General features: G+C 73.7%; 20 protein-coding genes. 2 read left to right on the forward strand and 18 right to left on the reverse strand.

The window, feature by feature from the left end; genetic code table 11:
• The first annotated feature begins 29 nt into the window (after positions 1 to 29).
• Positions 30 to 1,619: an FAD-dependent monooxygenase gene (locus ACFY1E_RS30490; RefSeq protein WP_389081327.1), complete on the forward strand. Its 1,590-nt coding sequence runs from the start codon at positions 30 to 32 to the stop codon at positions 1,617 to 1,619.
• A 76-nt stretch (positions 1,620 to 1,695) separates the two neighbouring features.
• On the opposite strand, the gene ACFY1E_RS30495 is transcribed toward ACFY1E_RS30490, so the two are convergent.
• The 5 genes from ACFY1E_RS30495 to ACFY1E_RS30515 form a co-directional block, all read right to left on the reverse strand.
• On the reverse strand, positions 1,696 to 3,300 hold the full coding sequence (locus ACFY1E_RS30495) for an FAD-dependent monooxygenase (protein ID WP_389081329.1): 1,605 nt from the start codon (positions 3,298 to 3,300) through the stop codon (positions 1,696 to 1,698).
• Positions 3,301 to 3,343: 43 nt separating this feature from the next.
• Positions 3,344 to 4,375: a methyltransferase gene (locus tag ACFY1E_RS30500; protein ID WP_389081331.1), complete on the reverse strand. Its 1,032-nt coding sequence runs from the start codon at positions 4,373 to 4,375 to the stop codon at positions 3,344 to 3,346.
• A gap of 275 nt (positions 4,376 to 4,650) precedes the next feature.
• Complete coding sequence (locus tag ACFY1E_RS30505; RefSeq protein WP_389081333.1) at positions 4,651 to 6,237, reverse strand: MDR family MFS transporter; 1,587 nt, start codon at positions 6,235 to 6,237, stop codon at positions 4,651 to 4,653.
• A gap of 223 nt (positions 6,238 to 6,460) precedes the next feature.
• A complete protein-coding gene (locus tag ACFY1E_RS30510) occupies positions 6,461 to 7,438 on the reverse strand; it encodes a zinc-binding alcohol dehydrogenase family protein (RefSeq protein WP_389081335.1) in 978 nt (325 codons plus the stop codon).
• A 153-nt stretch (positions 7,439 to 7,591) separates the two neighbouring features.
• Positions 7,592 to 9,127, reverse strand: a complete 1,536-nt coding sequence (locus ACFY1E_RS30515) for an FAD-dependent monooxygenase (protein ID WP_389081337.1) — start codon at positions 9,125 to 9,127, stop codon at positions 7,592 to 7,594.
• Positions 9,128 to 9,251: 124 nt separating this feature from the next.
• Between ACFY1E_RS30515 and ACFY1E_RS30520 the strand changes: the two genes are divergently transcribed.
• Complete coding sequence (locus ACFY1E_RS30520; RefSeq protein WP_389081340.1) at positions 9,252 to 9,764, forward strand: MarR family winged helix-turn-helix transcriptional regulator; 513 nt, start codon at positions 9,252 to 9,254, stop codon at positions 9,762 to 9,764.
• Between the two features lie 17 nt (positions 9,765 to 9,781).
• Here ACFY1E_RS30520 and ACFY1E_RS30525 read toward each other — a convergent pair whose 3' ends face one another.
• From ACFY1E_RS30525 to ACFY1E_RS30585, 13 genes are all read right to left on the reverse strand, one after another.
• Positions 9,782 to 11,392 (reverse strand): FAD-dependent oxidoreductase, encoded by a 1,611-nt coding sequence (locus tag ACFY1E_RS30525; RefSeq protein WP_389081342.1) that lies wholly within the window; start codon positions 11,390 to 11,392, stop codon positions 9,782 to 9,784.
• Positions 11,393 to 11,474: 82 nt separating this feature from the next.
• Positions 11,475 to 12,437, reverse strand: coding sequence for a GNAT family N-acetyltransferase (locus ACFY1E_RS30530; RefSeq protein WP_389081345.1), 963 nt, complete (start codon positions 12,435 to 12,437; stop codon positions 11,475 to 11,477).
• A gap of 167 nt (positions 12,438 to 12,604) precedes the next feature.
• The gene (locus tag ACFY1E_RS30535) at positions 12,605 to 12,808 is read right to left on the reverse strand and encodes a ferredoxin (RefSeq protein ID WP_389081347.1); all 204 of its coding nucleotides are present in this window, start codon (positions 12,806 to 12,808) and stop codon (positions 12,605 to 12,607) included.
• A 6-nt stretch (positions 12,809 to 12,814) separates the two neighbouring features.
• Positions 12,815 to 14,065, reverse strand: coding sequence for a cytochrome P450 (locus tag ACFY1E_RS30540; RefSeq protein ID WP_389081350.1), 1,251 nt, complete (start codon positions 14,063 to 14,065; stop codon positions 12,815 to 12,817).
• A 70-nt stretch (positions 14,066 to 14,135) separates the two neighbouring features.
• Positions 14,136 to 14,909 carry an SDR family NAD(P)-dependent oxidoreductase gene (locus ACFY1E_RS30545; RefSeq protein ID WP_389081352.1) on the reverse strand — a complete coding sequence of 258 codons (774 nt, stop codon included), beginning with the start codon at positions 14,907 to 14,909 and terminating at the stop codon, positions 14,136 to 14,138.
• The gene (locus ACFY1E_RS30550) at positions 14,906 to 16,339 is read right to left on the reverse strand and encodes an FAD-binding oxidoreductase (protein ID WP_389081355.1); all 1,434 of its coding nucleotides are present in this window, start codon (positions 16,337 to 16,339) and stop codon (positions 14,906 to 14,908) included. The genes ACFY1E_RS30545 and ACFY1E_RS30550 overlap by 4 nt, the downstream gene beginning before the upstream one ends.
• Positions 16,340 to 16,407: 68 nt before the next feature.
• On the reverse strand, positions 16,408 to 16,776 hold the full coding sequence (locus ACFY1E_RS30555) for a hypothetical protein (RefSeq protein ID WP_232655997.1): 369 nt from the start codon (positions 16,774 to 16,776) through the stop codon (positions 16,408 to 16,410).
• A gap of 110 nt (positions 16,777 to 16,886) precedes the next feature.
• Positions 16,887 to 17,084 (reverse strand): acyl-CoA carboxylase epsilon subunit, encoded by a 198-nt coding sequence (locus tag ACFY1E_RS30560; RefSeq protein ID WP_389081357.1) that lies wholly within the window; start codon positions 17,082 to 17,084, stop codon positions 16,887 to 16,889.
• A 17-nt stretch (positions 17,085 to 17,101) separates the two neighbouring features.
• Positions 17,102 to 18,670: an acyl-CoA carboxylase subunit beta gene (locus ACFY1E_RS30565; RefSeq protein ID WP_389081359.1), complete on the reverse strand. Its 1,569-nt coding sequence runs from the start codon at positions 18,668 to 18,670 to the stop codon at positions 17,102 to 17,104.
• Positions 18,667 to 18,951, reverse strand: a complete 285-nt coding sequence (locus tag ACFY1E_RS30570; protein ID WP_389081361.1) for a DUF6059 family protein — start codon at positions 18,949 to 18,951, stop codon at positions 18,667 to 18,669. The genes ACFY1E_RS30565 and ACFY1E_RS30570 overlap by 4 nt, the downstream gene beginning before the upstream one ends.
• A gap of 47 nt (positions 18,952 to 18,998) precedes the next feature.
• Positions 18,999 to 20,219 carry an NtaA/DmoA family FMN-dependent monooxygenase gene (locus ACFY1E_RS30575; RefSeq protein WP_389081363.1) on the reverse strand — a complete coding sequence of 407 codons (1,221 nt, stop codon included), beginning with the start codon at positions 20,217 to 20,219 and terminating at the stop codon, positions 18,999 to 19,001.
• Between the two features lie 127 nt (positions 20,220 to 20,346).
• Positions 20,347 to 23,781, reverse strand: coding sequence for a condensation domain-containing protein (locus ACFY1E_RS30580; protein ID WP_389081366.1), 3,435 nt, complete (start codon positions 23,779 to 23,781; stop codon positions 20,347 to 20,349).
• 122 nt (positions 23,782 to 23,903) lie between these two features.
• Positions 23,904 to 24,794, reverse strand: a complete 891-nt coding sequence (locus ACFY1E_RS30585) for a 4'-phosphopantetheinyl transferase family protein (protein ID WP_389081368.1) — start codon at positions 24,792 to 24,794, stop codon at positions 23,904 to 23,906.
• Positions 24,795 to 24,845: the final 51 nt, after the last annotated feature.

The following is a 24,845-nucleotide window of genomic DNA, read 5'->3' on the forward strand; positions in this document are numbered from 1 at the left end:
CGACGGCATCGAGACAAGGAGCACATCCGGTGGCTGAGCGAACCGACGTACTGATCGTGGGCGGCAGCATGGTGGGCCTGGCCCAGGCCCTGTTCCTCGCCCAGCAGGGCATCCGGCCCATCCTGGTCGAGCGGCACCCCCACATCTCGGCGCATCCGCGCGCGCAGGCGGCCAGCCCCCGCACGATGGAGCTGATGCGGGCGCTCGGCCTGGAGCAGGCGGTGCGTGCGCAGGAGAACCCGCATGCGCAGTACGGCGACATCCTGCAGGTGGCGTCACTGACCGGGGCTGAACTGGGCCGGTTCGACGGCCCGTTCCGCCACGACCCGAACGAAGTGAGCACGACCGGCTGGACGCTGATCGGGCAGGACCGTTTCGAGCCGGTGCTGCGGGCGAAGGCCGAGGAACTGGGCGCGGACATCCGCTTCGGCACCGAGCTGGTGAGCTACGAGCAGGACGCCGACGGGGTCACCGCCGTGCTGCGCGATGTGCGGCACGGCAGCGAGAGCACGGTCCGCGCCGCCTACCTGGTCGCCGCGGACGGCGTGCGCAGCCCGATCCGGGACGGGCTGGGCATCGGCACCCACGGGCAGGGCGTGTTCGGCCGGCAGATGAACATCATCTTCCATGCCGCGCTGGACGAGTACGTCGCCGGCCGGCGCTTCTTCCTCTGCTTCGTCAGCAACGACAGGGTCAAGGGCGTGCTCGGCCGGCTCGACGACGCGGACCGCTGGGTGCTGGCGCCGAGCCTGCCGCCCGAGGAGACGCACGCCGAGTACTCCGAGGAGGACTGCATCGAGATGGTGCGGGCCGCGGTCGGCGTGCCGGACCTCGACGTCGCGGTGGAGACCAGCACCAGCTGGGAGATCGCCGCGCGCATCGCGGGCCGGTTCCGCTCAGGCCGCGTCCTGCTGGCCGGGGATGCCGCGCACATCATGCCGCCCACCGGCGGGTTCGGCGGCAACATGGGGCTGCAGGACGCGCACAACCTGGCGTGGAAGCTGGCGCTGGTGCTGCGCGGGCAGGCCGGCGAGCAGCTGCTGGACAGCTACGAGCAGGAGCGGATCCCGGTCGCCGAGTTCACGGTCGAGCAGGGCGTGATCCGCTATCTGCAGCGCAGTGGTCTGGCCGAGGAGGCCGCGGCCCGGCACCGGCCGGAGACGACCGTGCTGTTCGGGCACGTCTACCGGTCGGGCGCGGTGCTCGTCGAGCCCGGCGCGGACGACGGCGCCCCGGTGGAGGACCCCACCCAGCCGTCGGGCCGGCCGGGCACCCGTGCACCGCACGTCGTGCTGCGTTCCGGCGGCACGGACAGCCCGCTGCATGACCTGCTGACGGGTGGCTGGCTGCTGCTGGCCGGTCCGGAGGCCGGGTTGTGGGAACGGGCGGCGGGCGGGGTGTCCCGGCTGACCGGCATCGGCCTCGCCTTCCACCGGGTGGGCGCGGAGGAACCGGCGGAGGTGGTCGAGGAGTTCCTGAAGAAGTACGGCATCACCGCCTCCGGTGCCGCGCTCATCCGCCCCGACGGCTTCCTGGCCTGGCGTTCGGCCGGGCAGCCCGCGGACCCGGCGGTCGAACTGTCCGCGGTCGTGCACCGGTTGCTGTCGCGCCCGGTCTGAGCGGCCGGCCGCCCCGCACGTGACTGGGCGCGCCTCCCGGGTCCGGGAGGCGCGCCCAGTCATGTGGGGGTGCCGGTCAGTGCAGGCAGAGGATGCCGCGCAGCACCTCGGTCACAGCCCGGGTGACGTCCTCGGCGGGGTGGGCGGGCGAGCGCCAGGCGACGAAGCCGTCCGGGCGGACCAGGACGGCGCCGCCCTCGCTGATGCCGTAGCGCTCGGTGAAGGTGTGCTCGACGTCGGCGTAGTGGCCGCCGGCGCCGATGCCGCGGACGCTCAGCACCAGGCCGAGGTCGCGGGCGGCCCCGGTGGCCGCCGCCCACGGCCCGGCGGGGCCCGCGGTCAGCAGGGTGAAGCCGACCGGGAAGAGATCGGTGGTGGAGAACGGGCCGTGCTCGCCCTCGACGACCACGTGCGGGGCACGGGTGCCGGGCCGGCCGCTGGGCTTGTCGGGGTTTTCGGTGATGGTCCACCCCTGCGGGTCCTCACCGGCGAACGCGCCCTCGGGGTAGGCGTATCCGAAGGTCATCGTGGTCTCGTCGACCAGGTCCTTGGCCACCTCGTCGAACGCCTTGCCCTCGCGGACGGCGAACCGCAGCATGGCCTGGCGCACCGTCTCCTCGGCGACCGGACGGCGCTCCAGGTCGTAGCTGGCCAGCAGCTGCTCGCCGGCCTTGCCGTCCAGCACCAGGGCCAGCTTCCAGGCCAGGTTGTAGGCGTCCTGGATGCCGGTGCTGGCGCCGAAGGCACCGGTGGGCGGCATCACGTGGGCGGCGTCGCCGGCGATGAGGAAGCGGCCGCGGGCGAAGGTGTCGGCGACCCGCGCCGAGATGTCCCAGGCGGGCATGTCGACCGACTCGATGGTCAGCGGCAGATCGGCGACGCCGACGGCGGCCCGGACCAGTTCGGTGCAGCGCTCGGGGGTGAAGTCGTCGGCGCTTTGGCCCTTCTCCGGGAAGAAGGAGACGTTGATGACCCACTTGCGGTCGTTGTCGAGGGGGATGATCGTGCCGCGCACCTGCGGGTTGTTGACGTAGGCCGCGATGATTTTGCGGCCGCGCAGGGCGTCGGTGAGGTCGGCGTCGAAGAAGAAGCTGACCAGGTTGGTGAGCGTGCCGCGGCCGTGGGCGCCGATGCCGAGCAGTTCGCGCAGCGGGCTGCGGCTGCCGTCCGCCGCCACCACGTAGGAGGCGCGCAGATGGCTGCTCTCGCCGGTGGCGAGGTCGGTGAGCGTGGCACTCACCCCGTCGCCGTCCTCCGCGACCGCGTCCAGGCGGGTGTGGAAGCGCAGGTCGACGCCCACCTCCTCGGCCCGCGCGCGCAGGATCGGCTCCAGCTGGTTCTGGTCGATCAGGGTCCACTGGGTGGGGCTGATCCGGCTGATGTCCTCGATCGAGGCGTTGGGCATGCGGACCCGCTCGTTGCCGGCGAGGGTCTCCACGTGCACCAGGTCGGTGTTGCCGGAGATCGGCGAGCGCCCGGCCCGCACCCGCTCCTCCATGCCCACCGCGCGGTACAGCTCCATGGTGCGCGGGTTGATGGCACGGGCCTTGGGGTGGACGGACGTAGAGGGGTGGCGCTCGACCAGGGTGGCCTTGACCCCGTGGTGGGCGAGGAAGACCGCGGCGGACAGTCCGGCGAGGCCACCGCCGACGATGAGAACGGGCACCTTCTCCTGGCTCATGTTGATTCCTTGGATCGTTGGGCGGCCGTGCCGTCCAGGGCGGTCATCGGGTCGCGGTCACCAGCGTGTGCGTGCCGAGCAGCGGCTGTGCGGCGGGGGCGGTGAAGCCGGCCTCGGCCAGCCAGTCGTTCAGGTCGCCGGTGCGGTACTCGGAGCCGTCGGGGCTGACCAGGCGCATGTGCAGGCTGGAGAGCAGGCGCTCGGCGCTGCGGCGCTCGTCGTCGATCATCCGGTCGTAGACCAGGATCTGCCCGCCGGGGTTGACGGCCGCGTGCACCCGGCGCAGCAGCTGCCGGCGCCGGTCGGTGTCGAAGCCGTGCAGGATGTGCCCGAGCACGATGACGTCGGCTCGGGGGATGTCGTCGGTGAAGAAGTCGCCGCCGGTGAACTCGATGCGGCCGGTGTGTCCGAGGCGGCCGACGTGCTCGGTGAACAGCGGCCGGGTGCGCTCCAGGTCGAACACGCCCGCCTGCAGGTGGGGGTGCTCGCGGACCAGGACGGAGGCGAGGTTGCCGCGGGCGCCGCCGAGGTCGACGAAGGAGGAGTGGCGCGACCAGTCGATGCGGGCGGCGAGTTCGGCGCCCATCCGGTCGCTGTAGGCGTCCAGGCCGGCGAAGAAGCGCTTCATCTTCTCCGGGTCCTTGTGCTGGTCCCCCACGAACCCGCCCTTGTCGGGGTCCAGGTGCTGCGGCGCACCCGTGGTCAGGGCCTCGGTGAGCCGCCCCCACGTCCCGTACAGCGTCTCGTTGGTGAGCTCCACGAAACCGCCGAGGTAGGTGGAGGTGCCGGGCACGAGATAGGCCTCGGCCAGCGGCGCGTTGGCGTAGTGGTCGCCGGTGCGCTCCAGCAGGCCGAGGCCGGCCAGCGCGTCGAGGAAGTCGGCGGCCATGCGCGGGTGCAGACCGGTGGCGGCGGCGATCTGCTCCTGGCCGGCCGGCCCCTGGGCGAGGGCACCGAACACGCCGAGCGTCACCGCGCTGTGCAGCACCTTGGCCGCGCAGTCCGCGATGGTCAGCTTGATCAGCGGACCGGGGTCCACCGCCGCGGCTGTCGTACGGTCATCGGTCAGTGTCACGCGAGCCTCCTGGTCAACCGTGGGGACCGCTGCGGTCCTGGCCCGAGGATGGCGGGTGCGCGTGGAGTCCGGCTCGAAGCGGCCTGCAGCACGGCAAGGGGCCCCGGTGGCCGCCCCGGACCGCGCGGCGCGGCGGGGCGCGGCGGGGCGGCGGGGCGCGGCGGGGCGCGCGGCGCGGCGGGGCGCGGGGCTCGGGCATGGGGAAGGGCCGCCCTCCCGCACCGTGGCGGGAGGACGGCCCCGGCCGTGGATCACGCGCGGGGGATTCGCGTGGATCAGGCCGCTTCGGGAGTGGCCCCGGTGGGCGCCGCGTCCGTGGCGGGGGCGGACGTGCGCCCGCCGTGGTGCTGCGAGCGCAGCGTGAGGTTCTTCATGCACAGGGTGATCAGCAGGCCGGCCACGAGGATGGGCACCGCGGTGACGAACACCGGGGTGAGGGCCGCGGCGTAGGCCTGTTCGACGGAGTGGCGCACGGGGGCGGCCAGCGAGTCGAGGACGGACTGGGACGAGAGCGCTTCGTGGTCGACGCCGCGCAGGGCACCGGCCGGGACGCGTGCGGTGATCTCGTCGGTGAGGCGTCCGTAGAAGATCGAGGCGAACAGCGAGATGCCGATCGAGGTCCCGAAGGAGCGGCCGAAGGTCGCGACACCGGAGACCGCGCCGAGGTCCTTGGGCGGCGCGGTGTTCTGCGCGGCCTGGGTGAACACCTGGGCGGACAGGCCGGAGGCGAAGCCGAAGACCACCATGAACAGCACGGACACGATCCGCGGGGTGGAGGCGTCCATGGTGGACAGCAGCAGCGCGCCGACGATGCCGAGGGCCATGCTCAGGACGGGGAAGATCTTGTACTTGCCGCTCTTGCGGATGAGCTTGCTGGAGCCGACGGAGGAGAGCACCAGGCCGAGCATCATCGGCAGCAGCACGAAGCCCGAGGTGGTGGGGCTGGCGCCGGTGACGACCTGGACGTACAGGGCGAGGAAGTTGACGGAGCCGACGAAGACGACGCCGCAGATGACGGTGCCGAGCAGCGACAGGGTGAACGTCGAGTCCTTGAACAGGCGCAGCGGCACGATCGGTTCGGCGGCGCGGGACTCGGCCGCGATGAACAGGGCCAGGCACAGCACCGCGGTCACAGCGAGGCCGATGATGCGTGCGGAGGTCCAGGCGTACTGGACGCCGGCCCACGAGGTGAGCAGCGTGAAGCTGATGATGGCGCCGGAGAGGGTGACGATGCCGGCGTAGTCCAGGCGGGAGGCGCGGACCTGGCGGGGCAGGTGCAGGTACTTGGTGAGCAGGAAGAAGACGACGGCGCCCAGGGGCAGGTTGACCAGGAAGACCCAGTGCCAGCTGAGCACGTCGGTGAGCAGGCCGCCGATGGCGGGGCCGGCCAGCGAGGCGCCGGCGAAGATCATGCCGAACATGCCGTAGAAGCGGGCGCCCTCACGGGGCGTGAACAGCTCGCCGATGATGGACAGGACGGAGACGAAGATGCCGCCTGCGCCCATGCCCTGCACGACGCGGAAGGTGATGAGCGCTTCCATGGAACCGGAGGCGCCCGAGAGCGCGGAGCCCACCATGAACAGGGTCATGGCGGACAGGAAGGTGGCCTTGCGGCCGAAGAGGTCGCCGAGCTTGCCGTAGATGGGTGTGGTCACGCTGCTGGCGATGACGTAGGCGATCGTGACCCATGCGAAGAGGTCGATGCCGTGGAGGTCGCCCACGATGCGGGGCAGGGCGGTGGCGACGATCTGGGTGTCGAGGATGCCGAGGAACGCGGCGAGCATGCACCCGACCATGGTCGGGGTGGTGCGGGTGCCGGAAGGGTGAAGCCCTCCCGCAGCCTGCGCGGTGGGAGCGGACATGGTGAGCCGCCTTTCGAGTCGGTGTGTGCGGTCCCCCTCGCACCGACCGCTCGAGGCGGCGGCGATCTTTTCGCGGGCCCTTCAGGGGCGTGAAGGGCTTAAAGGGGAGGTCACTTCAGGGTCGTGTGCAGTGGGTCGGGGTGCGGCCGGCCCGGCGGGGGGTCCGGGCCGGCCGCGGCGCTGCAGAGGTGCAGAGGTGCAGAGGTGCGGAGGTGCGGAGGTGTTACGGGACCAGCACGACCTTGCCGAGCTGGGCGCGGGCCTCCATCAGCTCGTGGGCCGTGACGGCCTCCTCCAGCGGCAGCCTCTTGTGGACCACGGGCCTGACCTGGCCCGAGGAGATGAGGTCGAGCAGATGGCGCCGGCCGGCGGCCACGGCGTCCTGCTTGTTGTAGAGCATCGCGTAGAGGCTGAAGCCGGCGACGTTCTTCATGCGGGACAGGGCCAGGGTGGGGATCGGCGGGATGTCGCCGGAGGCGGAGCCGTAGAAGACGAGCGTGCCGAACTGGGCGGTGATGCCCAGGGACTTCAGCAGGACGTCGCCGCCCACGGTCTCCAGGACCACGTCGGCGCCGCGGCCGTCGGTGGCGGCGAGGACCTGGTCCGTCCAGTCCTCGTCGGTGTAGTCGATGGCGACGTCGGCGCCGAGCTCGCGCACGAAGTCCAGCTTGGCCTTGGAGCCGGCGGTGGCGATGACCTTGCCGGCGCCCAGGGCCTTGGCGATCTGGACGGCGAGGTGGCCGACGCCGCCGGAGGCCGCGTCGATCACGATCGTCTGGCCGGGCTGCAGGCGGCCGGCCTCGCGGATCGCGTGGTAGGCGGTCTGGGCGGGGCTGGGCAGCAGGGTCGCCTCGGCGGCGTCCATGTCCTGCGGGATCTTGATGAGGAAGTCGGCGCCGGTGACGACGTGGTCGGCGTAGGCGCTGTGGTCGACGTCGCCGACCACGCGGTCGCCGACGGCGAAGCCGGTGACGCCCTCGCCGACGGCCTCGACGGTGCCGGCGACGTCGCCGCCGGGCGCGCCGGGCAGTTCGGCGTGGCCGCCGATCGGGATGCCCTGGCGGCGCTGGACCTCGGCGAAGGTGACGCCGATGGCCTCGGCGCGGATCAGGACCTGGCCCGGGCCGGGCTGGGGCGTGTCGGCCTCCTCGAGGCGCAGGACGGACGGCGCACCGTGCTCGTAGTGGCGGACGATTCGCATTGCTTGTCTCCAATGGGGGGTGATCCGTCGAGCCGCGTCGCGCGTGCGCCGCCGTGGCTCCGTCCGGCAAACCGGATTACGTATGCATGTTGTCATGCATTTGATTGCTAGTCCACATCGTATGGGGTGGTGCGGGGGTTCTTTGCCATGCCGTTACTTGAAGACCGGGCGGGCGGGGTCCCCGGTCCCCGCCCAGGCGGCCAGGGCCGCCCGCAGTCCCTCGGCGGTCTCGGCGGGCGAGGTGCCCCGGTCGGCGGCCCAGGCGACGTAGCCGTCGGGGCGCACGAGCAGACCGGCGAGCTCCGGCTCCTGCTCGCACACGCCCACGACGTGCTGCACCCGGCCGGGCCAGGCGATCGGCCCGGCCCACTCCTGGTACACCTCGGAGATCTCCGGACGGCCGGACAGGTCCAGCAGTGCGAAGGTGCCGCGGCGCAGCAGCCTGGGGAGGGTCACGGCGCCCTCGGCGGTGGTGACGGTCAGGTCGCGCGCGAAGTCGCCGAGCAGACGGTGCCCGGGGCCCGGCAGGTCGTAGCGGACGCCGACGCCGCTGAGCATCTCGGCGATGTGCCGGTTGACCTCCTCCTTGCGCATCAGGTCCTCGAAGAGCTCGCGCAGCGGCGTGACGTACGGGTCGGGGTTCATCAGGGCGATCTGCGCGCGGGTGTTGGCCAGCACCTGGCGGGCCGGGCCCTGGCGCTCGCGGTCGTAGGTGTCCAGCAGCCCCTGGGGAGCCCAGCCGTTGATGTCGGCGGCGAGCTTCCAGCCGAGGTTGAGCGCGTCCTGCAGGCCGAGGTTGACGCCCTGGCCGCCGACCGGGAAGTGGGTGTGGGCGGCGTCGCCCGCCAGGAAGAGGCGCCCGGCGCGGTAGTGCTCGGCCTGGCAGGCGGAGTCGGTGAACCACGACAGCCACCGCGGCCGGCTCGCGCCGAGGTCCTCGCCCCAGATCTCGCGCAGGCTGTCGGTGAACTCCTCCAGCGTCAGCTCGCCCTGCGTCTGCCGGGCCTGGTGGAAGTCGAAGGTGGCGACGCGGTGGTAGGTGTCGTCCAGCGGCACGCAGAAGAGCAGTCCGCGCTCGGTGCGCTCCATGCCCATCGGGGCCTTCTCGCCGTCGGCGAGGACGACGTCGGCAAGGCGTGCGGTGACCTTGCCGCCGGTGCCGGGGAAGGCGATGTCCGCGGCCTTGCGGACCAGGCTGCGGCCGCCGTCGGCGCCCACCAGGTAGCGGCCGCGCAGGGTGTAGGACCCGCCGGGGCCGGTGACGTCGGCCTCGACGCCGTCGGCGTCCTGGCGCACCGCGGTCACCTCGTGGCCGCGGCGGATCTCGACGCCGAATTCCTGCGCGCGCTCCTCCAGGAGGCGCTCGGTGCGGGTCTGCTCGGACAGCAGGGCGTAGTTCTGCGCGCTGTCCAGCAGGGAGAAGTCGACCCAGACGTCGAGGCCGGCGAAGTGGCCGTTGCTCCAGGAGGGGGCGCCGTCGCAAAAGCGCTCCAGCAGGCCGCGGCGGTCCAGCGACTCCATCGAACGGGCGTGCAGGCCGAAGGCCTTGGAGTGGGGGGTGCGCTCGGGCAGCCGCTCCAGCACCACCGGCTTGGCGCGGGAGATGCGGAGTTCGGAGGCGAGCAGCATGCCCACCGGGCCTCCGCCGACGATGAGGACGTCGAAGTCGAAGTCCTGGTTGTCCGGCATGGAAGTCCTTTCAAGGGGGGAACGTTGGGGAACATTGACGAGAGACTATATGCATGAAATCATGCAAGGACTTGCTAGCATACACATGCTCGCCTGCGTGTAATCACCGGCCTAGGATGGGGACATGGAGACTTCGACCAGGCAGACGAGCGTCCCGTCGAGCAAGGGGCCGCTCGCCGCGGCCGACCCCCTCGACGCGGTGGGTCCGGCCTTCTCACGGCTGCGCCGCGCCTCGGCGCTGAACGCCGAGACGCCGGTCTCGCGCAAGGACATGACCCGGACCCTGGTCCTCAACATCGTCGAGGAGGGCCCGGAGGAGGACGGCCAGGAGATCACCGTCGGAGTCGTCGCCGAACGGCTCGCCGTGGACCCCTCGGTCGCCAGCCGCATGGTCACCGACTGCATCTCCGCCGGGTATCTGGTCCGCGCCGCCTCGCAGCAGGACGGACGCCGCACGATCCTTCAGATGACCGAGGAGGGGATGGCCATGCTGGCCGCCTTCCGCCGTCACCAGCGGGCGGCCTTCGAGTTCATCACCCGCACCTGGCCCGAGGCCGAACGCCTGCAGTTCGCCCGCCTGCTCATCAAGTACGTCGACTCGGTGGCCCAGGCGCGCCACGCCCCGGCCGGCGACTGACCTCCCGCCCCGCATCCTCAGCGCGCCAGGACGTGGCGCAGCGCCGCCGTCAGCGCCGCGGCCCGCTCGCCGGCGGGCAGGGCGCCCCGGCTGCGCCAGGCGACGATCCCGTCCGGGCGCACCAGGACGGCACCGCCCACCGGCACGCCGTAGGCGCCGGCCCACCGGCCACCGGGATCGGCCGGCCCCCCGTCGCCGTCCGCGGTGATCAGGTGCACGTCGAGCGCGACGTCCAGCCGCGCGCCGGCCGTCCGCGCCGCCTCCGCCCAGGAGGGCCCGTCCGCACCGGCCAGCAGCACGAAACGGGAGCCGAACAGGTCCAGCGTCGCCAGCGGCGCCCCGCCTTGCTCGAGCACCACGTACGGGGCGCGGGTGCCGGGCCGGCCGGACAGGCTGCGCGGATCCCTGGTGAGCGCCGGCGCACCGGCCTCCTCCTCGGCGACGAAGGCGCCGGCCGGACAGACCTGGCCCATGGTCACGGTCATCGCGTCGTCGGTTTGGGCCAGCTGTTCCTCGGTGGCCGTGCCCGAGCGCAGGGCCAGTTGCAGCGACCCCTGCCTGGCGGTGTAGAGCCCGATGGGGCGGCGCTCCTGCTCGTAGGTGTCGATCAGGCCCGCGCCTGCGGTGCCGTCGAGCACCAGGGCCAGTTTCCAGGCCAGGTTGAAGGCGTCGGCGATGCCGGTGTTGGCGCCGTACCCGCCCGTGGGCGGGATCTGGTGGGCGGCGTCGCCGGCGAGCAGCACCCGGCCCTCGGCGAAGCGCTCGGCCACCAGCTCGGCCATGTCCCACGGGAACCGGGAGCGCACGGTGACCTCGACCGTGTCCGAGCCGATGGCCGCGCGGACGAGTTCGGCGCACCGGGCGTCGGTGAAGTCCTCAAGGCTCTCGCCGCGCTGCGGGTCGTAGCCGACGATCAGGGTGCCCTCGGTGAGGGTGTCGTCGTGCACCAGGATGCCGGTGACCGTGTCGTTCTTGACGTGGACGACGCTGTAGCGGCGCTCGCCCAGGACCGATGAGAGGTCCGCGCCGAAGGCGATGCTGACGTGCCGGGAGAGCACCCCGCGGCCCTGGCGCCGGATGCCGAGCGCCTCGCGCACCGTGCTGCGCGGGCCGTCCGCGGCCACCAGGTAGGCGGCGCGCACGGTGTGCTCGGTGCCGTCCGCCTCCCGCAGGACGGCATGGACGCCGTCGTCGTCCTGCGTGAAGGAGACCAGCTCGGTGCCGAACCTCAGGTCGGCGCCCAGCTTTTCGGCCCGCGCCCGCAGCAGGGGCTCCAGCCGGTCCTGCGGCAGCAGCAGCAGCTTGGAGGGGGTCAGGTCCGCGAGGTCGTCGCCGCCCTCCAGTTCCTCCTTGCTGAAGAGCACCTCACCGGCCAGCGAGACGACGCCGGCGCGCGTGGTGTGCTTCTCGAAACCGGCCGCGGCGCTCTTGGCAGCCTCCTCCACGCCGACCGTGCGCAGCAGCTCGGCGGTGCGCGGGTAGTAGCCGACGGCGCGCGGGTGGACGGAGGTGCTGGGGTGGCGTTCGACCATGATGCAGGGCACGTTGTGATGGGCGAGGAACAGCGCCGTCGACAGGCCGACGAGACTCCCGCCGGCGATCAGTACACGTGTGCTGCTGGTACTCACAGGGAACCCCTCTCGCGGATGCCGGTCTGTGCCGGATCGTGGCAGCGGCCACTGGATCCCCGCTCGAGGCGGACTCGCGCTGTCAGCAGGGCAGGCAGTACGTCGACCAGGAACTGTCCGCGCAAAAGCCGAGGCGGCGGTTGAGGGCGACGATCGGGGTGTTGGCGACGTCGTTGAAGGCCTGCACCAGCGCCAGGTGCCCGTTGTCGCGGGCGGCCCGGGACAGCACGTCGGCCTTGAGCCAGGTGCCCAGCCCGCGGCGGCGCCGGCCGGCCAGGACGAGCGTCTCCCCGGTGTCGGCCATCGGGCTGTCCCGCACCAGGAGCGTGGCGTACCCGCAGACCTCGCCGGTGTCCTCGGCGAGGACGGCGCTCACGTACTGCCGGTGACCGGAGCGGGCGGCCTCCGCCTCGCGGGAGCGCACGTCCTCGGCGGTCACCCGGCGCACCTGCGCCCGGCCGTTGACGGGTGCGTCCAGGCTCTGCCAGGCGCGGGCGTAGGAGTCGACCAGTTCCTGCGGGCAGGAGCCCTGCCAGTGCACCAGGCGGTGACCGGCGACCGCCCGGCCGGCGAGGCCGGTCAGGCCGGCCCGGGCCTCAGGAAGCAGCACGAGACGGTTGCGCAGGCTGGTGCCGCGCCGCTGCGCCCCGCAGGAGGCGGCGAACGCCTCGGCGGCCGGGGTGTGCGGGGCGTCGATGAGGAGCGGGCCGCGGCCGCGGCCGCGCAGCGCGGCACGGGCGGCCTCGGCCAGGGCCGTGCCGGCACCGCGGCGCCGGAAGGACGGGAAGACCCACAGGGAACCGTGGCCCGGGCCCTCGGGCTCGCCCTCGTCCAGACCCAGCTTGACGCACCCGGCCGGCCGGCCCTCGTCGAAGGCGGCCAGGACGATCCGGCCGGCGCCGTGCCGGCGCTGCAGCAGCCGGGCCAGCAGGGCGGCCGACAGGGGCGGGTCGCCGGGCAGTTCCAGGCTCATCGTCTGGCGGAACCCGGGCAGGAGCAGCGCGATCGCCGCCGGATCGTCGCCGTCGAGGCTGCGGATGTCCATGACGTCCTTCCGTGGGCTTCAGGGGGTGCGGGTGCGGGGCGACCGGAGCACCGGCGCCCGGAAGAAAGGCGGCCGGAAGAAAGGCGGCCGGAAGAAAGGCGGCCGGTGGCCGGGTACGGGCGCCGCACCGCCCTGCCCGGCCACCGGTGGTCTTGGCCGGGGCGGGGTCAGGCCCCGTCCGTCTCGGTGAGGGTGATGGCCTGGACGGGACAGGCCCGCGCGGCCTCGCGCACCAGCGGCTGCCCGGCGCCGTCCTCGCGGCCCGCGATCACCGTGGACAGGCCGTCCTCGTCCTGTTCGAAAACGGCGGGGACGGTCACCGCGCACTGGGCGGAGCCGATGCACCGGTCGCTGTCGATCGAGATGCGCACGCCGGCCTACCAGGTGACGGGCAGTTCGGTGACGCCCTGCAGCACGAACGGCGCGTTCACGCCGATCTGGTCGGCGGGCACGGCCAGCCGCAGCGTCGGGACCCGGCGCAGCAGGGTGGCCAGGGCGATCTCCATCTCGGCCCGGGCGAGGTTCTGGCCGATGCACTGGTGGATGCCGTAGCCGAAGCCGACGTGGCGGCCGGCCTGGCGGTGGATGTCCAGCTCGTCGGGGCGTTCGAAGGAGGCGGGGTCCCGGTTCATCAGCATCGTCGACAGGATCACCCCGTCGCCGGCCTGGATGAGGTGGCCCTCGATCTCGATGTCCTGCTTGGCCACCCGCATCAGCATGTCGCCGATGGAGGTGTAGCGCATGAGCTCGTCCACGGCGCGCGGCATCAGCGACTCGTCGGCGCGCAGCGCCTTCAGCTGCTCGGGGTGGGCCAGCAGCGCCATCGTGGACAGCGCGATCATGTTGGAGGTGGTCTCGTGCCCGGAGACCAGCAGGACGGTGGCGAGCATCGCCAGCTCGTGCCGGTCGACCTTGCCCTCCTTAAGCTGACGGCTGATCAGCTCGTCCAGCAGGGTGTCGCCCGGCTCCTGCTGCTTGCGGCTGATCAGGTCGTCCAGGTAGGCGAGGATCTCGGTGAACGCCTGCTGCGCCTGGGCCGCCTGCTTGGGGCCGGAGGAGGACAGCACGTGCCGGGAGCGCTCGTCGAAGTAGTGGTGGTCCTCGTAGGGGACGCCCAGCAGCGTGCAGATGACGGCGGACGGCATGGGCAGCGCGTACGCGGTGAGCAGGTCGACGGTGGTGCCCGGCCCCTTGGCCAGCATCGTGTCCAGCAGTTCGTCGGCGTACTGCTGGATCACCGGGCGCAGCGCGTTGACCTGCCGGATGCCGAAGCTGGGCAGCACCATGCGGCGCTGGCGGGCGTGCACCGGGTCGTCGACGCCGACCAGCGGCGGTGCGGCGGCCTGCTGGCGCTGGGCCTCGATGCGCGGCGCGAGCAGCGGGAAGTGGGGGTCGAGGACGTCGGAGGACAGCCGCTGGTCCGGGAAGAGGCGGCGGCCGGCCTCGTTGCCGGTCACCAGCCAGGCCACCCGTCCATTCCACAGGGTGACGCGGCAGATCGGGCTCTTGTCGCGCAGCTGTTCGTATCCGGGGGGCATGTGGTAGGGGCAGGTGCGCTTGATCGGGTAGGCGGGAGCGTCGTCGCTCCCGTCCGCCAGCGTGATCGGCGCGTCGAGTGTGTCGGGCATGGGTTCTCCAGGGTGTGCGGCCGCCGGCCTGGCGACGGGTCCGCTGGTGGATACGGGGCGGGCAGGGCGGTCACAGGCCGCCGGTGACGCGCAGCGCCTGGCCGTGGACGTTGCCGTTGGCGGCGGAGCCGAGGAAGACGATGGTGCGCGCGACGTCGTCCGGCGTGTTCATCCGCCCGGAGGGCAAGGACTTGGCCTTGTTCTGCAGGAACTGGGGCGAGGCGTGGGTGAGCACGTTCTCGGTCAGGGTCTGGCCCGGGACGACCAGGTTCACCAGGATCCCGGCCGGCCCGAGCTCCCAGGCGAGGCTGCGCACCAGGCCGTGCAGGCCCGACTTGGCGGCCCCGTAGGCGCCCGCGCCGACCATCCCGGCATCCGCCAGGCCCGCGCCGAGCAGGACGATGCGGCCCCACGCGCGGTCCCGCATCCGGGGCAGCACGGCCTGGACGGTGTCGAAGACGGCGTCCAGGCAGGTGTGCAGCACCCGCCGCCACTGCTCGGGCGGGACGTCCTCGAAGGCGGGCATCTGCCGGCCGGGCCGCGGGATGGCGTCGCCCCATTCCATGGCGCAGGTGACCAGCACGTCGATGCCGCCCCACTGCGCGGCGACGGTGCCGGCCGCGGCGTGGACCGAGTCCGGGTCGGCGAGGTCGTGGCGGACCACGAGGGCGCTGCCGCCCGCGGCGGCCACCTGCTCGGCCGTCTCCTTCGCGCCCGCCTCGTCCGAGTGGTAGGCGATCGCGACCCGCGCGCCCTCGGCGGCGTAGGCGAGGGCGGTGGCCCGGCCGATGCCCCGGGAGGCGCCGGTGACCAGCACCACCTTGTCCGTGAGGTCCGTCTTCATCGTCCTGTCTCCGTGGTCCGGCCGGGCTTTGGGCGGATGCTCTGCGCGTGCCGGAAGAAGTCGTCGGGGTCGTAGTGGTGCTTGACCGCGCGCAGCCGGGGCGCGTTCTCGCCGAAGTGGTCGGCCTCCCAGCCGGGGCCGGGGCGGGAGGCGGGGAAGTTGATGTAGGAGCCGGTGGCCAGGCCGGCGAGCGCACCGTCGCAGCGGTCGGCCCATTCCTGCAGTTCGGCGGGGTGGCGGGCGGCCTCCTCGGCGTCCCGCGTGGCGATCTGATAGCCCATCAGGAACTGGGCGTCGCGGTGCACGTAGGCCGTCTCGGTGCGGCCGACGCGGTTGGCGGCCCCGCCCAGGGCGATGCACAGCAGGTAGCGCTCGCCGTCCAGGTCCGGGTCCCACGCCTCAAGGAGGGTGGCCGCCTCGGCCCGGGTGACGGGCCGGCCGGTGAGCTTGTAGGCCTGCCGGGTGTAGGGGTGGCGGTGGCCGACCGCCTCGGGGTGGGTGCCGGTGCGGTGGCACTGCTGGACGGTCTTCGAACCGCACAGCGCCTCGTGCATGACGTCGGCGTACGCGCCCGGGGCGCCCGTCTCACGGTGCACGGGTTTGGTGCCGGTGCGCTCGGTGAGCTCGTCCAGGGCGCGTTCGAGGTCCCCGGGCGCGCCCAGGTGCACGCCCCAGGCCTTGACCACCGGCCGGCCGCCGGGGCCGAACATGCCGGGCAGCACGACCAGGGAGGTGCCGATGTCCTCGCTGCCCTGCGCCGCCCAGGCCTGCCAGGCCGCCAGCACCTCGGCGGCGTCCTCGTAGGCCCACAGCGTCTCGAACGAGGTCAGCCGGGGCGCGTCGATGGGCAGCAGTTCGAAGTCGGTGACGATGCCGAAGGTGCCGCCGCCTCCCCCGCGCAGGGCCCAGTACAGGTCCGGGTGCTCCTCGGCCGAGGCGCGCACCAGGCGGCCGTCGGCCAGCACCACGCCGGCGGAGACGATCCGGTCGCTTGCCACCCCGAAGGCGCGGGTCTGCCAGCCCAGTCCGCCGCCGGTCAAAAAGCCGCCCTGCGCGACCGTGGGGAAGGTGCCGGTGATGATCTGGCGGCCCAGCGGCCTGAGCCGGTCCAGGGCGTCCAGGGACTGGATGCCGGCACCGATGCGCACGGTGCCGGCAGTGGCGGCGACCTGGTTCATCCGCGACAGGTCGACCACCAGGCCCTCGCCGGTGGACCAGCCGTTGAAGCTGTGGCCGCCACTGCGCACATGGACGCGGACCCCGGTGTCCCGGGCGTGGCGGACGCAGGCCAGCACGTCCTTCGCCGAGTGGCAGTAGGCGACGGCGGCGGGGGTGACGGTGTCGTACTCGGTGTTCTGCAGCCGCGTGGCGAGTGCGTACCCCGGATCCGACGGGAGAACGAGCTCACCTTCGAGGCGATCGCGCAGCATGGCGGGTCCTTCCTGCGTGGCGTGCCGGCCGGGGTGACGACGGCGGCGGGGCCGGCGTTGCGGGCGGGCTACTTGTCGATGCCGAACTTGCGGGCGACGACCTTGGAGCCCTCGTGGCCGCGCAGCAGTTCACCGGTGGGCGAGTAGAAGTTGGCGCCGCCGGTGCCCTCCCAGCGGTCGTCGGAGACGAACTCGCCCTCGACCAGGACGTGCGCCTCGCCCACGTGCTGGCCCTCGGGGCTGACGGCGAGGATGTGGAAGTTGTAGTGGAAGGAGTCCTTGCCGGTGGACTCCCAGTTGCCCAGGCCGATGTTCTTGGCGTTCACCTGGTAGCAGGTGACGCCTCCGTCACCGGTGAAGGACGCCAGTCCGAACACGGACTTGCCGTCGTCCTCCAGCTCCGTCGTCCAGGTTCCGACCAGCCGTGCGTCGGTCATGGCGCATCTCTCCTGACAGGGTTCGTGGAGTATGGGGATGTTCGCCGCTACGGTGCCGCCCCCGCCTGGAGCGGTGCTTGAACGGCTCTGCAGCCGCCCGCGCGGGCAGCTCAACCGGTCCGCCACGCCCCCGCGGGCGGGTGCGGGTTGCGGTGCGGGCGGTGCCAGCAGGCGGCCGCCGCCCCCTCGGCTGCCTGCGCTTCCTCGCGCGCGGCGGTGTGCCGGGCCAGCACCGCGGTGAGCACCGCGGTGAGGGCGGCCGTCTCCTGCGCCGTGGGGGTGCCGCCGGTGATCCGCCAGCAGGTCATGGTGTCCACCTCGCCCCTCACACCGGCGGGTTGCCGTGCTTGCGCGACGGCAGGTCGGCGTACTTCGAGCGCAGCATCGCCAGCGCGCCGATCAGCGCCGAGCGGGTGTCGGCGGGGTCGATGACGTCGTCCACCAGGCCGCGTTCGGCGGCGTAGTAGGGGTGCATCAGCTCCGACCGGTACTCCTTGATCTTCTGCGCGCGGACGGCGTCGGGGTCGTCGGCGGCGGCGATCTCCCGGCGGAAGATGACATTGGCGGCGCCCTCGGCGCCCATGACGGCGATCTCGTTGGTGGGCCACGCCAGGGAGACGTCCGCGCCGATGGAACGCGAGTCCATGACGATGTACGCGCCGCCGTAGGCCTTGCGCAGGATCAGCTGCACCCGCGGCACGCTCGCGTTGCAGTAGGCGTACAGCAGCTTGGCGCCGTGCCGGATGATGCCGCCGTGCTCCTGGTCCACGCCCGGCAAGAAGCCCGGTACGTCGACCAGCGTCACCAGCGGGATGGAGAAGGCGTCGCAGAACTGCACGAACCGCGCCGCCTTCTCGCTGGCGGGGATGTCCAGGACACCGGCGAAGGCGGCCGGCTGGTTGGCGACGATGCCCGTGACGTGCCCGTCGAGGCGGACCAGCGCGCACACCACGTTGGCCGCCCAGTGCGGCTGGATCTCGAAGTACTCCCCGTCGTCGACGACCTCCTCGATGACCGCGCGGATGTCGTAGGCCTGGTGGGGGCCGGCCGGGACGATCTCCCGCAGCGCCTCGGTGAGCCGGCCCGCCGGGTCGCCGGAGGGCCGGCGCGGCGCCGTCTCACGGTTGTTGGACGGCAGCAGCGACAGCAGGAACCGCACGTCCTCCAGGCAGGCGGCCTCGTCGTCATAGGCGAAGGCCGCCACCCCGGACACGGTCGCGTGCACGTCGGCCCCGCCGAGCCCGTTGTGGGTGATCTCCTCGCCGGTGACGGCCTTGACGACGTCCGGCCCGGTGATGAACATCTGTGAGGTCCCGCGCACCATGAACACGAAGTCCGTCAGGGCCGGCGAGTACGCCGCTCCCCCGGCGCACGGGCCCAGCATGACGCTGATCTGCGGGATGACCCCGGAGGCCTTCGTGTTGCGCTGGAAGATGCCGCCGTAGCCGGCGAGCGCGGTGACACCCTCCTGGATGCGGGCGCCGGCGCCGTCGTTGAGCGAGACCAGCGGGGCGCCGGCGGCCAGCGCCAGGTCCATCACCTTGTGGATCTTCGCCGCGTGGGCCTCGCCGAGCGCGCCGCCGAAGAGGCGGAAGTCGTGCGCGTAGACGAAGACGGTACGGCCCTCGACGGTGCCCCAGCCGGTGACGACACCGTCGGTGTAGGGCCGTTTGTCCTCCAGCCCGAAGCCGGTCGCACGGTGCCGGCGCAGGGCTTCGATCTCCTGGAAGGAGCCCGCGTCGAGCAGCAGGTCGATGCGTTCCCGGGCGGTCAGTTTGCCCTTGGCGTGCTGGCGGGCGGTGGCCTGGTCGTCGGGGCCGTCGACCGCCAGCGCCTTGATCTCGGCGAGTTCGGTCAGACGGTCGGGTACCACAGCCTCGGTAGCGATGGTCATGCGAGGTCCTCCGGGTGCGACAGCGAGCGTGCCAGGTGCCGTTCGACCGCACTGAGCGGGACATCGGGGCGAAGCCGCTCGGGGTGCCCCGGCGGGGGGGTGAGCAGGATCCACTGGCGGGCCGATTCGTCCGGGACGGGGACGGGGACCCAGATGGCACCGGCGGCGGCCAGCGACCGGCCGATGGCCCGCAGGATCGAGGCGGTTATCGACCAGGCGTCCACGTCTCCCCCGTCACCGAGGACCTGGTCGTCTGCAGCGGCATGGACCGTCCTCCTCATGTTTCCCGATACGCAGTGTCGGACCCGCCCACCGTCACAGGACCCGCTCAAAGGTGCTTGGAGAGGCGCTTGAGAAGCGGCCCAGAACCGTTCACGGCCGTGGCGGGGCGGGCCAGGCCCAGGTGGTCGCGCAGGGTGTAGCCGTCGTAGCGGGCCCGGGCCAGGTGGCGGCGGCGCAGCTCGGGGACGACGAGGTCGGCCAGCGCGGCCAGCCCGGCGGGCAGATGGCCGGGCAGGAACACGAAGCCGTCGGCGGCGCCCTGGGTGAACCACTCCTCCAGCTCGTCGGCGACCTGACGCGCGGAGCCGAGCAGGAACGCCGGGCCGCCGGGCGCGCTGCCGGAGGCGGGCCGGGCGGCGGGCTCCAGCAGGTCCTGGAGCGTGGCGTAGGTGTCCTCGGCCTCCGCCCGCGTGCGGCCGGTGACCACGAAGACCGTGGCCAGGACGGGGACCTGCTGCGGGTCGCGGCCCCGGCCGGCGACCAGGGCGCGCCAGGCCCGCCGTTCCGCGCGGGCCCGCCCCACGCTTTGCTGCCCCATCAGCACCACGTCGGCCCACTGCGCGGCGAGCTCCCGCGCCTCCACACCGGCGGCGGGGTGCAGCAGCACGGGGCGGCCCTGGGGCGGGCGCGGCACGGTGAGCGGGCCGCGCACCCGGAAGTGGTCGCCCCGGTGGTCGGGCACGTGCACCTTGGCGGGGTCGAGGTAGCGGCCGCCGGCCTGGTCGTAGAGGAACGCGTCGTCCTCCCAGCAGTCCCACAGCCGGCCGGTGACCTCCAGGAACTCCTGGGCCCGGTGGTAGGCCATCTGCTCGCCCGGTGCCCGCTCCAGGCCGACGTTGCGGGCCTGGGTGTCGCTGACGGGCACGGTGACGTGCCAGCCGCAGCGGCCGCCGCTGAGGAAGTCGAGCGAGGCCAGGGTGCGGGCCAGGGCGAAGGGTTCGGTGCAGGTGGTGCTCGCCGTGGCCGCCAGGCCGATGTGCCGGGTGTGCACGGCCAGTGCGGACAGCAGCGTCAGCGGCTCCAGGTGGGCCACCGCGCTGTCCCGGCCGCGGGCGGCGGCCTCACCGGCCCCCGCGGCCGGGCTGTCCCCCAGCAGCAGGAAGTCCAGGCCGCCCCGCTCGGCGGTCTGGGCCAGCGTGCGGTAGTGGTCGAAGCTGAACGCCCGCTCGGGCCGGACGTCCGGGTGCCGCCACGCGGCGGCGTGGTGTCCCAGCGCCGGGGCGGGCAACAGCGCCCCCAGCCTCATGGGTGTGCGGTCGGTACGCATCGGCGGCCTGCCTCCCAGGAGCGGCCCGGCCCGGCGGCCGGCCCTCACGCCCGGGAGTGCAGCACAAGCCCCTCGAAGAACACTCAGGCCCGCCGGGAGGGGCCCGTGACCGGCCGCGGGGGGACGGTCACGGGCGCGGGCCGTCACCGAGGGCGGCGAGGACCTGGTCGAGGGCGCGGGCGAGGGATGCGGCGTGGGCCTGTCCCGCTCCGTGCGTCACGATCACCGGGTCGTTGCGGCCGGCGGCGGCCACGTGCGCGGCGATGCGGTGCGCCGGCTGTCCGCTGCCGGACCAGCCCGCCAGCACCAGCGGGCGGCCCGCTGCCAGGACGTGCAGCAGCGCCTGTGCCACGGCGTGCGGCTCGGCCTGCGCGGTGCTGACCGCCAGCAGCGGCCCCGCACCGGCGTGCAGGGGGACCAGGACCTCGTAGCAGGCGTGGCCGGCGCCCGGCGGAGGGACCAGGCAGACGGCGGGCGCGTCGGTGCGCCGGCCCGGGCTCAGCGTGACCAGCACGGTCTCGCCGGGGTCTGCGGCGGGCGCCATGCTCGGCACCTGCGAGTCGGACAGGGCCTCAAGGACCGCGGAGACGGGCCGGCCGGCGTCCGCGAGATCGGGGAAGACGCGCAGCAGCCGCATGCTCTGCGCGAGCAGCTTGGCCGCCTCGGACTCGGCGAGACGGCTGCGGTCGTGGATCGCGGTGACCACGAGGCTGCCGAGCTGGTTGTAGCGGGCCAGCAGGGCGATCGGCAGCGTGCCGGAGGCGCCCGTGCTGTGCGGCGGCTCGAAGGTGATGCCCTGCCCGGACAGTTCGGCCACCAGCTCGTCGCCCGGCCGCACGGGACGTTCGACCAGCACCGCCGTGGCGAACAGCTCCTCGTCCTCGCCCCGCCCGCTCCAGCGGCGCAGCTGCTCGGTGCTGACCCATTCGTACGCGGACAGGTCCAGGGCCCGGTCCCGCAGCGCCGTCAGCAGCTGGGGCACCGTGCCGGCCGGGTCGACGTCGACGCTCATCGGGAGCACGCCGAGCAGCGGGCCGGTCAGCTGCTCCACGCCCTCCAGCAAGATGCCCCGGCCGTCCACCGAGACGCCGAAGGTGACGGTGGCCGCCTGCGCGCTCGCGGTGGCCCGGTGCAGCAGCAGCGCCCAGGCCGCCTGCAGCGCCGCCGTCTCGGTGACGCCGCAGCCGGCCGCCCAGTGGACGAGCCGCACGGCGTCGTGCCGCGACAGCCGCCGGGAGATCCGCCCGACACCGGTGTGCGCCGTGGGCGCCCCCACGCGCGCCGGGTACACGGCCGCCCGGGGCGGCGCGGCGGCGCCGGCCCAGAACTGGCGGGCGGCCGCGGTGTCCTGCCCGGCGAGCCACCGCGCGTAGTCCCGCAGGTCGGGCCGCCGCTCACCGCCGGCGGCCATGCCGTCATTCAGGTAGGCGCGGTAGAACTCGCGCAGCAGCACCTGCGCGCTCCAGGTGTCGACCAGGGCCTGGTGGAACGTCATCAGGACGCGGGTCTGCGCCGTGCCCGCCGCGGAGGCCGGCCCGTCGTGCAGGGTGATCCGCAAGGGGCCCGGCCGGTGGACGTCCACGGCCCGGCGGCGGTCGCGCTCCAGCAGCGAGGGCCAGCTGATGTCCTGGTGGGAGAGCCGTTCGACCTGGACGGTGGCGTGCTCGTGCAGGGTGATCCGGGTGGGGTCGCGCGGGTCGAACGCGGCGCGCAGCAGTGTCTCGCTGTCGGTCACCGCCTGCCATGCGGCGGTGAACCGCTCACCGTCCAGCGGCCCGTTCCAGGTCCACTGGAGCTGCTCGATGTGGTGTCCGGCGCCGGGGCGGGCCAAAGCCTGGGCGAGCAGCTGCTGCTGGCGGGGGGTGGCCGCGACGACCGGCCCGGCAGATGGCTCCGCCGGCTGCTCCGCCACCGGGCCCGCCAACTGCTGCGCCACCGTGCGCAGATGCCCGCACAGCACGTCCAGACCGGCCCGCACGGCGCCCGCGGCGAGGGCCCGCACGTGCAGCCGGCCGTCCGCCACGTGCGTGCGGACCTCGATCCCGTCCTCCCCCAGGCCCCCGGCACGCCGGGGCGGGTCGTCCTCGTCGCTGGACACGACGGTGAAGCGCGGAGAGGGCGGCGGGAGCTCTGCGGCGTCGTGGTGGGTCAGACGGGCCCGGGGCAGGCGCTCTGCCGCGGGCGATCCCGGGGGGCGGGTGCGCGGGGGCTCGCCCGTGGTGAGGGCGGCGGCCGCGGCGGCGAGGAACCGGGCGGGCGCCAGGTCCGGGTCGGCGTGAAGGCGGATGCGGCGGGCGCGGGTGAAAGGGCCCACGGCCCGCGCGTGGGCGGGCAGCAGGGCGCGTCCGTCGGTGCACAGGTCGACGACCGTCTCGCGCGCCCCGCCCCAGCGGGCCAGGGCCTGCCCGACGGCCGCGGCCAGCACCTCGGCGGCGGACAGCCGGTGCCGGTGCGGCAGGACGGTGGTGAGCAGCCGGGTCTCCCGCGCGCCCAGGCTGAAGGAGATCAACGCCGCCTCGGGCCCGCCCGGCACAGTGGTGGTGTCCTCGGCCCCGACGCCTTCGGCTGCGGCGTTTTCGGCTGCGGCGCCGCAGGCGGCGTGCGGCGGGCTGCTGCCGGCGGCCGCGGGCAAGGCGCGTGCCGGGGCGGGGCCGGGCCTCTCGTCCGCCCGGCCGGCGCAGGTGGCGGCCAGCCGGGCGGCCCACTCCTCCAGCCAGCCCGCGTCCTGCCGCAGCGGCGGCGTCGTTTTGGCGGCGCGTGCTGCCAGGGCCGCGTCCAGGTCCTCCAGCAGGATGCGCCAGGACGCCAGGTCGGCGGCGAGGTCGTGCACCGCCAGGAACAGCAGGTCACCCTGGGCGAGGCCGGGGACACCGCCCTGGGCGTGCACGGCCCGCAGCGAGGTCCCGGTGCGCGGGTCGAGGCTGCGGCGCGCGTCGGCGACGGCCGCGTCGAAGGCGGCCGGGCCGGCGAACCGGGCGGTCACCAGCAGGCCCTCGGGCGCCGGCACGGTGGGGGTGCGGGTGCCGAGGAGCAGTGTGCCCGCCGGGCCCGCCCGCAGCGGGGTGCACAGGATCGGGTGGGCGGCGGCCACGGCGGCCAGCGCGTCGCGCAGCATGTCCGGGCCGACGGCGTCCTCCAAGCGCAGCAGCATGCCGCGGTGAGCGCGGTGCGGGGCCTCGTCCAGGGTGCGCAGCACGGCGCGCAGGGCGGGTTCCAGCGGCAGCGGGCCGGGCGGCACGCTCAGCAGGTCCGCCATCAGGCCGGCCGCGTCGATCGCGGCGTCGGGGCCGTCCGCGCGTGCGGGGCCGCCGGCGGCCAGGTGCAGCGTGTGGTGGCCGGCCCCGTGCCGTCGCAGCCGTGCGTGCAGCACGCCCGCCGTGCCCTCGTGTGCGGGTGGTTCCTCGTCGCCGTCGAGGCGGAAGCCGCCGAGGTCGGGGCGGCGCACGAGGGCGCGCGCAAGGGCGCTGTCCACCGCGGCCGGGCCGAGCGGGCCGTACAGCTCAAGCACCGCTCCCTCGGCCACGACGGTCAGCGGCGCTGGGGGGGAGCTGCGTCCGGTCATCAGCCGCCTCTCCTTTCGCCCGGCCAAAGCCCTGCCGCCTCCTCATGCTCCGGGCCGGCAGATGTATGCAGGGGGCACGTTATCCCGGCCCGGACGAGACCGCCGGTGGCCTCCAGGCATCGTTAAGCGGCCCCTGAGCGGGGCTGATGCGGCCCTGCGGCGTACTCCTGCCGGGGCAGCAGCTGCGCCACCAGGCTCATGGACCTCTCGTCGGCCACGGGCCGGCCTGCGGCGCCGGGCGCTCCGGCCGGACCCGTGTCGTAGCGGGCCACCGCGACCAGGTAGCGCGCCATCGTCGGGTAGGTGCCCAAAGACCAGGTGCCCGGTGCGGCGGGGCTGCCGTCCGGGGCCAGCAGGCCCGCTTCCTCCCCCGCGGCGAACTCCCCCTCGGCATCGGGGGGAAAGCCGAACTCGGTGAAGTCCAGCCGCAGCCCCTGCCCCAGCGCCTTGGTGTAGGCCTCCTTCAGGGTCCACAGCCGCAGCAGGGCGGCGGTTTGTGCGGGGTGGTCCAGGCCGGTGAGGGCGGCCCGTTCGGCGGGGGTGCACATCCGTTCGCGCATCACGTCGTAGCTGAGGGTGCGGGTCAGCGGTTCGGCGTCGACGCCGATGCGTCCGCTGCGGCTGACGCCGACGACGATGAGCTCGTCGGTGTGCGACAGACCCACGTCGACCTGGTGGATCCCGCGCAGGTGGGGGCGTCCGCCGATCTTGTAGGCGAGGTCGAGTCCGGCGGCGTCGGTGCCCAGGGCGGCCGCCGCCGTGTACTTCAGCACCAGCCGGGCGGCGGCGAACCGGTGCCGCACCAAGGGGTCGGCGGTGCGCCGGTAGCGGGGCCAGTCCCGGCCCAGCAGCAGGCACAGCCGGGGTTCGGTGACCACCGCGCTCAGCCACTCCCCCCAGGTGGTGAAGACCACCGCGCTGCCGCACCGCTCCATTGCCTCCGCCACCTCCTCCCACGGCCCGGAAGGCCCCGGCACGTGCACGGGCTGGGTGATGCGGGATGGCTGCGTCATCCGTCCGCTCCTTGGATCACTGCGTGGGTGGGGCCGGCCGCCGGACGGGCA

The organism is Streptomyces sp. NPDC001604 (assembly GCF_042893475.1).
Taxonomy (GTDB): Bacteria; Actinomycetota; Actinomycetes; order Streptomycetales; family Streptomycetaceae; genus Streptomyces.